The organism is Anaerocolumna sp. AGMB13020 (assembly GCF_033100115.1).
Lineage (GTDB): Bacteria > Bacillota > Clostridia > Lachnospirales > Lachnospiraceae > Anaerocolumna.
The window spans coordinates 4,625,037-4,639,465 of sequence record NZ_CP136910.1 but is presented as its reverse complement, the minus strand read 5'-3'; the positions used below and the strand labels follow the sequence as shown (position 1 = coordinate 4,639,465).

At 38.0% G+C, this 14,429-nt stretch carries 13 protein-coding genes; 4 read left to right on the top strand and 9 right to left on the bottom strand.

Annotated features, from left to right (window positions below; translation table 11 throughout):
• Positions 1 to 3: 3 nt before the first annotated feature.
• Complete coding sequence (locus R2R35_RS19295) at positions 4 to 942, bottom strand: ABC transporter permease (RefSeq protein ID WP_317731458.1); 939 nt, start codon at positions 940 to 942, stop codon at positions 4 to 6.
• A 216-nt stretch (positions 943 to 1,158) separates the two neighbouring features.
• Between R2R35_RS19295 and R2R35_RS19290 the strand changes: the two genes are divergently transcribed.
• Positions 1,159 to 2,853, top strand: coding sequence for a sensor histidine kinase (locus R2R35_RS19290; protein WP_317731457.1), 1,695 nt, complete (start codon positions 1,159 to 1,161; stop codon positions 2,851 to 2,853).
• 115 nt (positions 2,854 to 2,968) lie between these two features.
• The gene (locus R2R35_RS19285) at positions 2,969 to 4,594 is read left to right on the top strand and encodes a response regulator transcription factor (protein ID WP_317731456.1); all 1,626 of its coding nucleotides are present in this window, start codon (positions 2,969 to 2,971) and stop codon (positions 4,592 to 4,594) included.
• A 172-nt stretch (positions 4,595 to 4,766) separates the two neighbouring features.
• Here the strand turns inward: R2R35_RS19285 and R2R35_RS19280 are convergent, their stop codons facing one another.
• Entirely contained in the window at positions 4,767 to 5,111 is a 345-nt protein-coding gene (locus R2R35_RS19280) for a winged helix-turn-helix transcriptional regulator (protein ID WP_317731455.1), read from the bottom strand.
• A 231-nt stretch (positions 5,112 to 5,342) separates the two neighbouring features.
• Here R2R35_RS19280 and R2R35_RS19275 point away from each other — a divergent pair, with 231 nt between their 5' ends.
• Positions 5,343 to 5,663, top strand: a complete 321-nt coding sequence (locus tag R2R35_RS19275) for a cupin domain-containing protein (protein ID WP_317731454.1) — start codon at positions 5,343 to 5,345, stop codon at positions 5,661 to 5,663.
• Positions 5,664 to 5,729: 66 nt separating this feature from the next.
• Positions 5,730 to 6,110: a VOC family protein gene (locus R2R35_RS19270; protein ID WP_317731453.1), complete on the top strand. Its 381-nt coding sequence runs from the start codon at positions 5,730 to 5,732 to the stop codon at positions 6,108 to 6,110.
• A 119-nt stretch (positions 6,111 to 6,229) separates the two neighbouring features.
• Here the strand turns inward: R2R35_RS19270 and R2R35_RS19265 are convergent, their stop codons facing one another.
• The 7 genes from R2R35_RS19265 to R2R35_RS19235 form a co-directional block, all read right to left on the bottom strand.
• Complete coding sequence (locus R2R35_RS19265; protein WP_317731452.1) at positions 6,230 to 7,627, bottom strand: FtsW/RodA/SpoVE family cell cycle protein; 1,398 nt, start codon at positions 7,625 to 7,627, stop codon at positions 6,230 to 6,232.
• Positions 7,614 to 7,961 (bottom strand): PadR family transcriptional regulator, encoded by a 348-nt coding sequence (locus tag R2R35_RS19260; RefSeq protein ID WP_317731451.1) that lies wholly within the window; start codon positions 7,959 to 7,961, stop codon positions 7,614 to 7,616. Before R2R35_RS19260 ends, R2R35_RS19265 begins: the two co-directional genes overlap by 14 nt.
• Positions 7,962 to 8,750: 789 nt before the next feature.
• Positions 8,751 to 9,761, bottom strand: a complete 1,011-nt coding sequence (locus R2R35_RS19255; RefSeq protein WP_317731450.1) for a sensor domain-containing diguanylate cyclase — start codon at positions 9,759 to 9,761, stop codon at positions 8,751 to 8,753.
• Positions 9,762 to 10,196: 435 nt separating this feature from the next.
• The gene (locus R2R35_RS19250) at positions 10,197 to 10,811 is read right to left on the bottom strand and encodes a hypothetical protein (RefSeq protein ID WP_317731449.1); all 615 of its coding nucleotides are present in this window, start codon (positions 10,809 to 10,811) and stop codon (positions 10,197 to 10,199) included.
• 211 nt (positions 10,812 to 11,022) lie between these two features.
• Complete coding sequence (locus R2R35_RS19245; protein ID WP_317731448.1) at positions 11,023 to 11,376, bottom strand: MGMT family protein; 354 nt, start codon at positions 11,374 to 11,376, stop codon at positions 11,023 to 11,025.
• Between the two features lie 110 nt (positions 11,377 to 11,486).
• Positions 11,487 to 12,863: a hypothetical protein gene (locus R2R35_RS19240; protein ID WP_317731447.1), complete on the bottom strand. Its 1,377-nt coding sequence runs from the start codon at positions 12,861 to 12,863 to the stop codon at positions 11,487 to 11,489.
• A 32-nt stretch (positions 12,864 to 12,895) separates the two neighbouring features.
• Complete coding sequence (locus R2R35_RS19235; RefSeq protein WP_317731446.1) at positions 12,896 to 14,314, bottom strand: dicarboxylate/amino acid:cation symporter; 1,419 nt, start codon at positions 14,312 to 14,314, stop codon at positions 12,896 to 12,898.
• Positions 14,315 to 14,429: the final 115 nt, after the last annotated feature.

Below are 14,429 nucleotides of genomic sequence, written 5' to 3'. Positions count from 1 at the left end.
TCCTTATATCAGACCAGTATCTGTAGTTTTCTTTGAAAACCAGTTAACCACTAAGAGTACCGCCAAATTTACTACCGTATTAAACAAACCGATTGCAGTCGACAGACTGTATTGAAAGCTCTGCATACCAACTTTATAGACATACGTAGAAATAATCTCACTCCCCATGGAATTCTGTGTATTTTGCAGCAGCAGTACTTTCTCAAACCCTACACTCAAAATACCGCCTGCTCTTAAGATTAACAGTATCATGGCAGTGGATAGAATCAGCGGAATATCGATATAACGAATTTTCTGCATCGTAGATGCACCGTCTATGGTAGCAGCTTCATAATATGTAGGATCTATGGCAGACAAAGCCGCCAGATATATAATACTGTCCCAGCCTAAATGCTGCCAGATATCACTCCATACATAAACATGCTTAAACGCCGTTACGCTTGCCATGAAATTTGGCAGCTCCACACCAAACAATCTGAAAAAATTAGCTATAATTCCGCTGCTGGGTGACAAAAAGATCAGAATCAGACCGCACATGACCATAGTGGAAATAAAGTGCGGAAGGTAGGTTGTTACCTGAAACACTTTCTTGAATTTCTGGTTTCTGATCTGGTTGCATAACAACGCCAATGCAATTGGCAGCGGAAACCCGACGATAATTCCGTAAAGGCTGATAGATAATGTATTTTTGAGTGTTAGTGTAAACTGATACGAATTGAAAAATTTTAAAAAATGCTTGAAGCCTACCCAGGGACTCCCCATAATCCCCAGCGCCGGTGAATAATCTTTAAAGGCAATTAAAAGACCATACATCGGCAAATACGCAAAGCAGAACAAAAGTACTGCAGAAGGGAATAAAAGTATATAGAGCGGGATGCTCTTCTTTAAGCCTCTGCCCAAAGAAACTTTTGCACCTTTGGTACCCTTTGATAATTTTTTCATTTTGCGTCCTCCTTTAGTGGGAATTTTATCACATTTATACAAGGGTCTATAGAACAATTCCGACTTTACCCTAGCACTATTTCGTTTTCCTGGGAAATTCGCTAGTATCTATGAGTCTATTCTTGTATAATAGTGATAAACTAGTACTACAGGGTAGTATTAAATAGTGACCTGACTTACTATTCCACTCATAAAACTACCATTACAGGAGCTTACATGGAAAAAAAAAGATACCGATCCAGTTATTCACTGGAGCATTATATAAAAGTATTAATCAGTTTGTCCATTCCGATTATTGTTATTAATATTATGGTTAGCTTTTTCTCCATTATCACTACAAGGCAGCAAAATGTGACTCATATTTCCAATACCATAACCTTATATCAGAATGAAACGGTTCGAAAAACCGTAGCCGTAGAGCACTTTGTCCGTTGGACAGCCATCCATGAGCCACTGGTGGAAACCCTAGAGACCAGCACGGATTTTGGTGAACGCAAGGATGCCATCTCTACCTTTCGTACCAGAGTAAGTGACAATCAATATGCCACAGGAAGGGAATATCAGTATTTCCTGTATTTGGAGGAGCAGGACCTATTCTTTAACAGTTCTGCCCTTAACCTTTCCTATTCAGACTATCTAATATGCAAGAAGGAATTTCTCAAGAAGATCAAAAGCGGTGAGACTTTAAAAAACAGCAGCGACTGGAAGATACTAAAGATACGTAAGAACTACTACTTTTACTATATTATTACTTATAATAACCGTACTTTTATCTCACTGATTTCTGCCAGAGATATTCTGACCCCTCTTGAAGATGTAAATCTTGGTGCCAATGGCTATATGCTTATGAAAGATACAAACAATACCATCCTCGCCAACACGGATTCCAAAAAGAAACACAGTTCTGGAAATCCTCTTTTTTTAAGCCGTTTATTTTTTGGCAATGAAGAATCAAATCTGCCTTTTACTTTAAATATTTTTGTGGATAACTGGTCTTATGAAAGGATTATCATTATTCAGATTTTTGTTATTATCATGGCTTTTATTGTAGCCTTGACTTTATTTGTATTCCTGTTTTATATGCAGCAAAAAGTGATTAAGCCAATACGGAATTTCTCCTTGAATCTCTCTAAGATCAATGAAGGCTCCAATCTTTTGGACTTGCAGGATGGCAATATCATTGAGCTGGAACAGGCCAGTATGCAGTTCAAGAATCTGATGCGGGAAATTACAAAATTAAAAATCACCCTATATGAAGAGGAATTGGAGAAAAAACGTATTCAGATAGGTTTCTTGCAGCAGCAAATCAAACCCCATTTCTATTTAAACTGTCTGACAACCATATACAGTATGGCTCAGACAAAGAATTATAAAGAGATTGAGTCCATGGCACTTTTTACCTCCAAATATCTGCGCTACCTGTTCCAGACGAATAAGGATTTTATAAAGCTGGAATATGAGCTTAATCATGTCAATGATTATTTAAATATACAAAGCTTAAGGTACGGTTCTGCCTTTTCCTATCAATGTGATATCGAAGCCGGAACAGCTGAGGCTGTCATACCTCCTCTTATCCTTATGACCTTTATGGAGAACACCATTAAGCACTGTGTATCCCTTACCATAACCCTGAAGATTACATTAAAGGTACAAAAACGCAGGAGACTGGAGAAAGACTATCTAAAAATTCTTTTAAAAGATTCCGGTCCGGGATTTAACAAGGAGGCTCTCCATGTGTTAAACAGCCGCCACACCCTTGCCGGTAAAGATGGTAACAGAATTGGAATCAGTAATACCAAAGAAAGACTCACCTTTTTATATGGTGAGGATTATGAATTGAAATTCTCCAATAATATAGATATGGGTGCATGCATCGAACTTTTATTGCCTTTTCATACAGAAAATAACTAGAGGAGGATTCTATAAGTTGAATAAAGTATTATACTGCTTCCGAGATAAAAATGCCTGAGTTCAGATATTTCTCTTCCCGGTAAAGCAAAGATTCAACATATATAGAAAGAATTTTATGAATATATTACTTGTTGACGACGATCGCTTTGTATTAGGTGCCTTGCTTCAAAATATGGATTGGAAGGCCCTGGGTCTTAAGGAGGTCTACACAGCCCCCAATATAAGCCAGGCCAAAGAAGTAATCAGGGAAAAATCCGTACAGATTCTGATTACAGATATCGACATGCCCCAGGGAAGCGGTATTGATCTCCTTACCTGGGTAAGGGAAGAAAATTATGATATACAGACTATCTTTTTGACCAACTATGCAGATTTTACTTTTGCACAGAAAGCAGTGGAACTGCAAAGTCTGGAATATTATTTAAAACCCATTGAATTTGACAAGCTCGCCCTTATTGTTAAAAAAGCAGTAATAAAAGTAGAAGCCGGCTATCAGGCAAAACAAGCAGCAAATATTACTACCATTTGGGAGGATATCAAGGTTAATATTTTTGAGCATTTCTGGAGTGCCTATCTGAAACGCGAGGCTGCTTACACGGAAGAGGAACTAAAAGCCCGTCTGTCTAAAAATCATTTACCCTATAAAATGACGGACAAGTTTATTCTTCTTCTCTTTGACCTGTTTACCATTAAATTATCCGCTAAAAATGAGATAAGCTATTCTTATCCAGATGCCAAAAAGCTGAGGATGGGCTTTGAAAGTTCTTTCCAGGAAACCTTTGAGAGCGTTTTATCTCCCCATGACATTCTTTTGGAATTAAATCCTGTTAATGGAAGTTTCCTTGCAATTTTAAACATCACGAACAGTACAACGGAGGAGTTATTTCCCAAATTATCTGATTACTGCACCAGACTTATACGTCTGGTAAATAAAAAGTATGAAGCCTCTCTTAGCTGTTATATAGGACTCCCGGCTTCCTTCCAGGAGTTTCACAACGAACTGAAGCAATTACAAGCTATGAATGAAAATAGCATTGATTGCAAGGATAAGGTCTTTTTCCTGGGTGACTACGTACCGGTGCAGGCCGAGTACTCCTTACCTAACCTAAAGCTTTTGGATGAATATCTGCAATTGGAAAAACGTGAATCATTTACCTCCTACTGCAAAGACTACCTGACCACTCTGGCTCAATCTGATAAATTGAATTACACGGTTTTGGCCAGTTTCCAGATTGATGTCATACAGCTTATCTATTCTTTCTTAAAAGAGAAAGGAATATTGGCTCATAAACTGATACAGGGCAAGACCAATGACACCTTGCTGGAGCTTTCCTCTAAATCCATTGAAAATATGACTCTCTACATTACTTATCTGGTAAATACAGCTCTGGATTATGCCGCCTTTTCAGCTTCTGAAAAGTCAGTAGCCTCTATTATCTGTGAGTTTATCGACATACATTTTGCTGAGGATATCAACCGTAACAGCCTGGCTGAAATTGTTTATCTGGATCCGGACTACACCGCCAGACTCTTTAAAAAAGAAACAGGAACCTCCTTGGTCAATTACATTATTAAGAAACGTATTGATACGGCAAAGGATCTGCTTATCAACACGGTGCTGTCAGTTAATCTTATATCGGATAAAGTAGGCTATGGGAATTATTCTTATTTTACAAAACTCTTTAAGAAAGAGACGGGATTTACACCGGTGGACTTTCGCAGAAGGAAGAGATTGCCTTAATATTACGACTGGACGGTTTCGGCTTAACTTTGACAGAAAACCAGTTGCAGGATAAGATCATTCATAGTTGCAATTATCGCAAGCTATGGAAAATATTATTCATAGCTTGCAGCATCAGGTACTTTACCAAATATTCATATTTTTCTTATATTATAGACGAAAAATCCAAAAATCAAGAATGGAAATTATTATTATTCTTTCCTTGCTGCTTCATATGTTCAACACCCCATAAATTCATGGAATCCAAAATAGGTTTTAGAGAGTTGCCTGACTCTGTCAAGGAATATTCCACTCTTGGCGGAACTTCCGGGAAAACTTTTCGATCTATAATCCCGTCCTGTTCTAATTGCTTAAGCTGTTGGGTCAGCATCTTCTGGCTTATGCCGTTGATTCCTTTGCTAAGTTCCGAGAACCTTTGGGTCCCGTCATTCATCAGATTTCTTATGATTAATACCTTCCATTTGTGCCCGATTAGATTAACCGTGTGTTCAATGGGACAGGATTTATTACAGGGCATATGCAACCTCTTTCTATCAATAATCATTACTTACCATTCACAATCATTACTTTACCATTCACAATCATTACTTACCATATGGTCAGTAATCAACTAAAAAGTGCCTTCTTGTCAAAAGAATACATCTATACTATGATAATTTTACAGTAATTCATGAGTAAATACAAGCGCTTGTAATGAAACCTGATAAATGCTGTGTATTAGAGAATACTATAGTTAGGAGTACTAGAAATGCAGAAAATTAATATAGAAGATATTTTAGAATTTACCAAGAATAAAAGTGCCAGAAAAGGAATATTCAAAGAAGGTCAGCTGGATACCGGCCTTCTGCTTTATGCTCCCGGTCAGACAACGCCTGACCATAAACACACGGATATCGATGAAGTATTCTACGTTATCTCAGGAGGAGGTACAATAACCATTAATAATGAACCTATTTCTGTAAAAGAAAAGGACATCATTTATTCTCCTCATGACGAGCTTCATGGATTTCATAATACGACTTCCTCCAATTGGGTGGTCTTACAGATTAAAATATCTTTGGCAAATTAAATTAATTACACTTTAATCTACTCCCTGCAACTTATCAGTTTATTGAAAGGAAAGGATGAAGGAATAATGTTTACACATATTGACCATGTTGCGATTTCTGTAAAAGACAGAATGAAATCGATTGCATTTTATGAAGAAAACTTTGGATTCAAACAATACTTTGAACATGATGTACCTGGTGTTCCAGCACTTGAGAAAGTTGTCTATCTTAAGTTGGGTAACACGGTATTAGAACTTGAACATTGGAACACTAACAAAGTGAACGCAGGCTGTCATTTCTGTTTAATCAGCGATGATTTTGATGGAGATTATAACAGACTGGTGGAGGCAGGTATACCCGTTATATCTGAACCTCATATCCCAAGCCCAAGAGTCCCAGAGGAAAAAGGCTGGAAAAGGGTGCTCTTTCAAGGGCCAGACGGTGAACATATCGAGTTCAGAGGATAACCTATTACAAAAATACCTTGCGAATAACTTAATATTCTGCAAGGTATTTTTATGAATAGTGTTTACAGAAAACTTTGATTTAGGATTATTACGAATGACTTATGAAGATGATAAATCCTTTAGTCTGCTCTATATTTATTGAAATCTATGGTAAGACACCTGTCTTTCCATTGGATAAAGCCACCTTTCTGGTAATAGAGTCTGGTATCCGATACACTAGAATCACTGCGAAATACTGACAGCATAATGCCAATCAAGAACAAATGTATACATAAAGCTGCATTACCATAAGAAATCAACGGCAGTGTAATAGGTGATACGAGCAAAAACCCTAAATTCCATGCAATGTAGTTACAGGTTTCAAAGGTTATCGTTAGCATTACCGCAAGGGAAACTAAAAAACCCAATAGATTCTTTTGCCTGAAGGTTATCCGGAATCCGCATATAAGAAAGACGGCAAAAACTACTAATAAAACACAGAAGAAAAGCCACCCCCAATTAATGATAAAGTAAGTCAACAAATAATCGGAATGAATCGACGGAAGCGGAAATACGGAATGGTTATAAACTTCCGGTATTACCCCTTTTCCAACAAATCTGGCATTATGAAGCAGCTCTCTTATCATTACACCAAAATATCCTTTTCCATACGCATCCATTCCAGGATTCATTACTATCTGCAAACGATTTACAATATAATAACTGTCTTGTAAAAAAACTACTACAAGAGTTGCTATACTTGTTAAAACTTCTATTATATAGCCCACCTTTTTATTCACCGGATACCATCCTTTGTATATAGCGGCACCGGTAAGTATGATAGCCGTAGCAAAGAAGAATGCTGCATTTCCAATAGAAGATGTTCTGTATGTAAGAAATGTTAATCCCAGTATTACAAGATTTAAGAGGAAAAGCCCGATATAACCATACTTTCTTGTTACAAAAATAATTCCAGTTAATGCAAGGGGCAATATAAGTGAAATGCAGGCAAGGCTGAATGTGACGAAAGTAGAAATGAAAAAATACGGTCTCCCGTTTACTTCAGGTGCCACTATCAGCATACCAACTGAAATGGTTACAGTTGCAAGCAAAAGTGCTTTTGGATACCTTCCTATTAAGGTAAAGTCTCCGTAATATGCCAGAAACATAAAGCCGATGCCAAGAACAGCCGCAACTATCAGCTTGGGAAGATTGACAGGATGAGCAATGTCATGCACTAAGAAGGTCTGAATCACTAAACCTATCAGGAGTAATGAAATTGTAAATATAATCATACTAATTTGAGATTTTGGCCTGTGTATACGATCAAGCTGAGTACCTACTGCCACAGGGTCTCCCATATCCAGAATAGTCTTATATACCGCAGTCTCTTCGGAATCCCCCTGTCTTAAATAATTATCTACTTGATCCATCATATGAGCTTCTAATTCCCTGGCTACAGGCTCATGAACCCGCTTCCACCTGATCTGCTTACATACTTCCTCTTTATATTCTTTTAATTTATCAACTGATTCCAAAGCTTATACCTCCATTTAGTATATTATTGACCGCATTGGTATATAGATTCCATTCCTCTTTCTTCTCAGCAAGCTGCTTCTTCCCTTTTTTCGTTATATGATAGTATTTTCTAACTCTTAAGCTATCCGCACTGTCATCATAGGCCTTCACCATACCTTCACGCTCCAAACCATGCAATAAGGGATATAGGGTACCTGCTTTCAACTCAAAGGTTTTATTGGATTGCTGATGCAATTCTTCTATCATCTGATAACCATACATATCTTTCTTATCCAAAAGCTTTAATATTAGCATGGTTGTACTTCCTGAGAGCAAACTTTTATCAATCGCCATTACTGTCCTCCTTATATATAGATTATCTATACATATAATATATAGATAATCTATATATGTCAAGTTCAAATTTCCATATTTTTTCTTTCAGCAATAAATCTACGTAATTTTTATGTAAGAACCGATGTTGTACGTTTCCTTGTTCTCTTAAAACTATTTGCACTTTTCTTGCTCTAATGAAAATTGTTTATAGGATTATGTTAAAAGAGATTTACCCAGGATATGAGCTAGCATAAAATACAATTCTGTTAAATATGAGGCTAACTTAATGTTTGAGCCCATATAGGGCTAGTTTAATTTGAGTCTATATAAAATACAGGGCTGGCTTTTATTTGAACCCACATAAAATAGAGGACTGGTTTTAATTTGAACCCACATAAAATGCAGGACTGGTTTTAATTTGAGCCCACTTAAAATACAGGACTGGTTTTAATTTGAGCCCACTTAAAATACAAGGCTGGCTTTTATTTGAACCCACATAAAATACATGTTTGTCCTTAATCTGAGCCCACTTAAAATACAAGGCTGCCTTTTATTTGAACCCACATAAAATACATGTTTGTCCTTAATCTGAGGCCACTTAAAATACAGGGCTGCCTTTATTTGTACCCATATAAATACAGGGCAAGCTTGAAATCTGAGCCCGCGTTAAAATTAGAAGCAGCATATAATACCAGTGCGAATAAAATCTGAGGCTAATATAAAAATATGAGCTTCAATTGGATAATAAAATAATAAAAAGACGTAAGTTTTTGAACCTACGTCTAAATTCATAGCTATAATATTATTTTATCGCACGTTTGCTGCTCCCTTGCGCTCTCTTTTCACTTCATACATGGATTTATCCGCTTTTTCTATTAAAACCTCAAGTTCTATCCCATCTTCACTAAAAAGAGCATAACCGATACTGGCTCTTAAGTTTACATTCTGCCCTTCAAACTCAAAGGGTCTTGTGATTTTACTATCAATTTGGTGAATCATAGCTACAATTTCATTTTTATCTGACACATTACCCGCAATAATTCCAAATTCATCTCCACCTAGTCTGGATACCAAGTCCATTTCCTGTAAGGAAGTTTTGATTCGAACCGCAATTTCTTTGATGGCTGCATCGCCAGCCCGATGTCCGAGCTTATCATTGATTTCTTTTAAGCCATCCATATCAAGTGTAATAATTCCAAAATTCTCTTGGCGGTTTGCTGCTTTTGCTAATTTCTGACGTAAGCGGTCGTAGAATAACGCCCTATTTGATATTCCGGTCAGACTGTCATGGGTAGCCTTGAATAACAACTCACTTTCTTCATTTCTCATTGCACTAAACATCTCTGCAGCGATAAGCCCTGACATAAGTTCCAATATCTTAATGTCTTCTTCTTTGAAATGCCCTGCATTTGAAGAAAGCACCTTTATTATACCAACAACCTCACCTCTGCAAATCAAAGGTACAACTATCATAGAATTCAGCCCAATTTGCCTGCATGCAATTTTATTGACCCGGTCATCCAATTCTATATCATTACTTATTAACGGAATTCTTGCCTTAATGCATTCTCCCGAAAGGCTGTTATCTATTTTCAAACGCAAGCCCAGGAATTTTTCAGCCATTCCGGAGGCAGCGCTATAGACGAGTTCCTTATCCTCAATTAATTCTACGGAAGCACCGTCAGCATATGTAATCTGTTGTGTTCTCTGTGTTACTAAATCCATAATACACCCCAGATCCATTCCTTGCTGTGCTACTTCAGTCTGTACATTAATAATCTCCAACAGTTTTTCATTACTTACACTGTTTTGGTTCAAAATTATGACCGCCTTTCTAAGATACTTCTTGCTGACAAATTTCAAACCCCTTAAATTGATGTAAATTTCCCCAATATTACACCTAACACTGGAAAGACTTTCATGATAGGTTTACTCCTTATTAAACATTAATATAACGCCTGCTGTCAATATTTTTATATCTACTTATATTATTTAACTTATTTACTAAGTTCTGGTTACTGTCTGAAAGCTATAGACAGCAAGCACAGCCCAAAGTCTTATGATACGGACTTTACGTCCCTCCTTTTGCTATAGACCTTAGTGTATATTGTACTATGCTAAAAAAGCTTCTTCGAATCGAAGTAGCTTTTTTTTATATACTATTTCATTGAATACTGCTGAGGGAAGCAGAAATACACTGCTGGCCGCCTACCACGTGTCTTAACATGATATGCAGGCTTCTGTCATCTCATTTTACAAGCTCTGCAGCACTTTCATCATTTCCTTGATGTCCTCTGAAATCATATTACGTTTTGACTTCTCAATGAGTATATTTCCACCGGTCATTATATAAGAAGGAAACACCCGTACTTGTCCATAATAAAATTGCAGTCCTCTTATTTTATAAGTTGAGCCTGAGGGAACAACCCTTTTACTTGTTTTTCTCTTGGCAATTTCATTAAAGGCAGTTTTAGCCACATCCCCCATTAGCATAACAACTTTTATATTAGGGAAGAGCTCTATTTCTTTCTCTAGTATGGGCAGGTGCTGATTTATCAATTCCCTGGGAACTGTATATTGCTGTTTTGGTATTTTAACAGCTGTTGTAATATAGATACCCATATCAAGAATTTCTGAAATGTTATTCACAGGTATTCCAGCAGCCTGAAACAGCTCGCGTGTGGTTCTCATGTAATCCGGATCAGCGCTATTACCATAAAACCCATCATCAGGGTTAATAGGAGGAACCTCATTGATCATTATACATTTTATTTTATCCGAATCAATCTGAACATCGGGAAGCTGAAGCAATTTACCGTACTCTTTTGGTAAAGTATCAATCAAATATTCTTTTACATTAATCAGCATTTTATTATCCTCCTTTTTTACACCTATAAACAGTATAACAGGAATAATATGACTATAGTATGTCATGTTTAAGATTTTTTACAAATAAATACTGCAGCAGAAAATACTCTCTCATTAAGCATAACATCTTTACTTAGCGAAATAGGAGTTGATTCCAAACAAAGGTATTTGTTTGAATCAACTCCTATTCATTTTTGATCAATATGAAACTTTAAAGTCTATATTGATTGCCTGCCTCTTCATCCGGATCGTACATCATCCATTGACATTTCTTCATATCGATACATCCGTTATTCAGAAAGGTAACTCCCTCCTGTTCGAGTATGGTGCGTTGAAGCTGCTCTCCTCCAAAGACGTGGTCAGGCGCCATTTTACCTGCTTTGTTAACTACTCTGTGGCAGGGTATCTTAAGCTCATAGGGAACTATCCTCATTGCATAACCAACTATACGTGGTGCACCGGGTCTTCCGGCCATCCAGGCTATCTGCCCGTAAGTAGCCACCTTTCCCTCCGGAATATCTGCTACGATCTCATATATTTTCTGATACAATTCTGAACGAATCATCCCTACTTCCTTTATCACGACACTTCTTCATCTTCAATTTGTATAAATCAAATTTTTACCTATGAGACCAGTGTACCTTATTGTATCAATTTACGCCAGTGTAATCTTACTTATTTTTGGCTTTTATCTGGAAGATTAGGAATTACCTTTCTCTTATCTGAATGAAAAAGAATACTATAACCTAATACTCCGGCTCCTGCAACAATGAGCCCTGATAAAATTAACAGACCAGGTACAAGTCCATGATTTTCTGTTGTAAAGCCTGCTGAAAGTGCCTGTAAAAAACTATCCGCAGCTTTTGGACCAATTTCGATTTCCTGTCGGGTAATCTCATTTCCCTCATAAAGAACAACTATCTGATGTACACCTGCTGACAAATCTTTCGGAATAACGAGCTGCGCCTCAAAGGTTCCCTCTGCGGAAGACTCGACAAATCCAAGCTGTCTGAGTTCTGATTGAATAACCATCTCCAGTTTCTGTACATTACCTGCAAATCCGGTACCGGAGATAATAACAGAACTTCCCGCATGTAAAATACTTCCTGAAACCTCTTTTATTACCAGTGAACCTTTTGCATTGACTGCGGTAGAAATTACATCCTCTGATGTATCGGATGCTTCTGTAATTTCATTAACAGTTACCACTGACTGTTGTTCAGTCACCGGAATATCCGTTTCAGACTGGCTGGATTCTGTTTCAGCTTCTGATTTGGAACTGTCAATGTCGCCTGCTCCTTCATCCTCTGTATCAATTGAAGCTGTGCTTTCTGCCCCCTTGTTACTTTCATTCCCTGTTGCTTTGCTTGTATTATCCGTTTCAATTTTGGCATTTATTAATTTATCTGTGCTTGAAGCTGAACTGCCTGAGGAGGTGTTACCTGTACCAGAACTGCCTGAAACACTGTTACCTGAGGTAACGCTGCTTTTAGAAGTACCTGCTGTCGTTGTGCTGGCTGCTTTATCTGTCCCTGATTTACTGCTGTTTTTAGCAGCACCTACTGGCTGGCTGCTGGTTTTATCTGTGCTATCGGTTGCGGTATTTGAAGATTTTGAGCCAGTCTTGCCGGAATCCGTATCTTTTGAACTGCTGGTCTTCGTATCCTCTGATTTCACACTGTCTGTTTTATCTGTGTCGGTACTGCCAGTATTTCCAGACGCTCCGCTTCCCGTATTTCCGGTGGTTTCACCAGTCCCTGTATTTCCGGAGGAACTATTGGTGCTGCCAGGAGATGTAGTAGGGTTTTTGCTTCCCCCAGGTCCATCCGGTGTATCTCCTTTTGTTTCGTCATAACCGGGCCAGGGAACCGGCACTCCTGTGGCATCATCAAAACCATCCAAATCACAATCTTCCAAGGGAGCTGCATAAGCAACAAGATAATTGCCCGGTACTGCAAGCACCAATGCAAAAACCATAACACCGGAAAAAATGAATTTTCTTATCTTCTTCATTTTATGGCTATTATTGTATTCTCTGTGAATATCTTTCATAGGATCATATTCTCCTTTCCTGCTGCCGCTATCTATAATCTGCATCCTGCACCGATGGGTATACCATTATCAGGTTCTGTATCACTTATGGCAGCTTCCTCCTTCGGCTCCGTGGAATCCTCTGCTTCATAAATATCCACATCGTTAAAAATGTTGTCGTTAATACCATGTTCCTGTCTTCCTACAATAGCAGAAGCTACCATTGCACCGGTGATATTGGTAGCAGTTCGCCCTGTATCAGCTATTGCTGAAATAGGAATACTAAGCACGATAAGCTCCAATGGCAGCCCTAACGCAGTCAGAACACTTGCTGTTGTAATTGTAGCTGTACCGGGTACTCCTGCTGTTCCAAGAGATACGAACAAACTGACAATCGCTAAAAGAATGTAATCCTTTACCTCATAATTTATTCCAAGTCCGTTAATACCATAGATAGCAACAAGAACCGGCCATATTCCGGCGCATCCGGGCATTCCTATAGTAGTACCAAGAGGTGCGGTAAAATTTGCAACCTGAGGATCTATACCAATTTTCTTCACTAATATTCCCGTTGATATAGGTAAGGTTCCTGCACTGGACTGTGTGGAAAATCCAACCACCTGAGCCGGCAATATCTTACGGAAGAACTTTAGTGGGCTGAGCTTTGCAAAGGCCTTTAACAACACTGCATTTATAACCCAGGTATCCAAAGCGAAAGCAAGGAAGGATACAATGAGGAGTACTAGCAGAGACCACATAATTCCTGATCTGCTGACGCCGTTTCCTGTCGCTGTAGCGATTAATGCTAATACTGCATAAGGTGTCAGGCTGATAATAAAATCTACTGCTTTAAATATAATTTCTTTTACAGCTTCAACAAAGCTTTTAAAAATCGCTACCTTTTCACGGTTTTTATTCGCTACTAATACATAGGAAACTGCAATGAGTACCGCAAATAAAATCATGGGAATCGTATTTTCTTCTGCTATGTCACTGACAACATTACGAGGAAAGAAGCCTATCAGCACCTGGGTAAAAGGAACGACCTTACTTTTAAAATTTTGTGCATCGATTCCTTCCAGGGAAAGATAGGAATTTCTTCCGATACCAAAGGTCAACCCCAGTCCAAGTGACAGTAATATGGCAAGTAAGGTAGTGGTAAGCAGCCATACAATGGAACGTAAACCTATGCCTTTTAACTGGGCAGTAGACCCCAGGGAGGTAATACTGCTGAGGATTGATATTATAATCAAAGGACTTACAATCGCAGTCAGTGTACTGACATAAATCTTACCAATGGGCATTACCCAGGAGGTATGACCCGAGAAAATTATTCCTATTATGATACCTGCCACTAAAGAACCTAAAATAATTGCAGTGAAATTTACTTTCTTTTTCTGCAGCTTATAGATTATGATAAAAAGTACAAATACAACCGCTAGCGCTGCTGCTGATAACCAGTCTATATTCATTTAATTAATTCCCTTTCCCGTCTGTGTAAGCCTAAATTTCATGACTTACATTAATGAAATATCAGGATATGCTATAAGGCACCTCCTGATATTTCTTTTACGACCAGTTTTTATT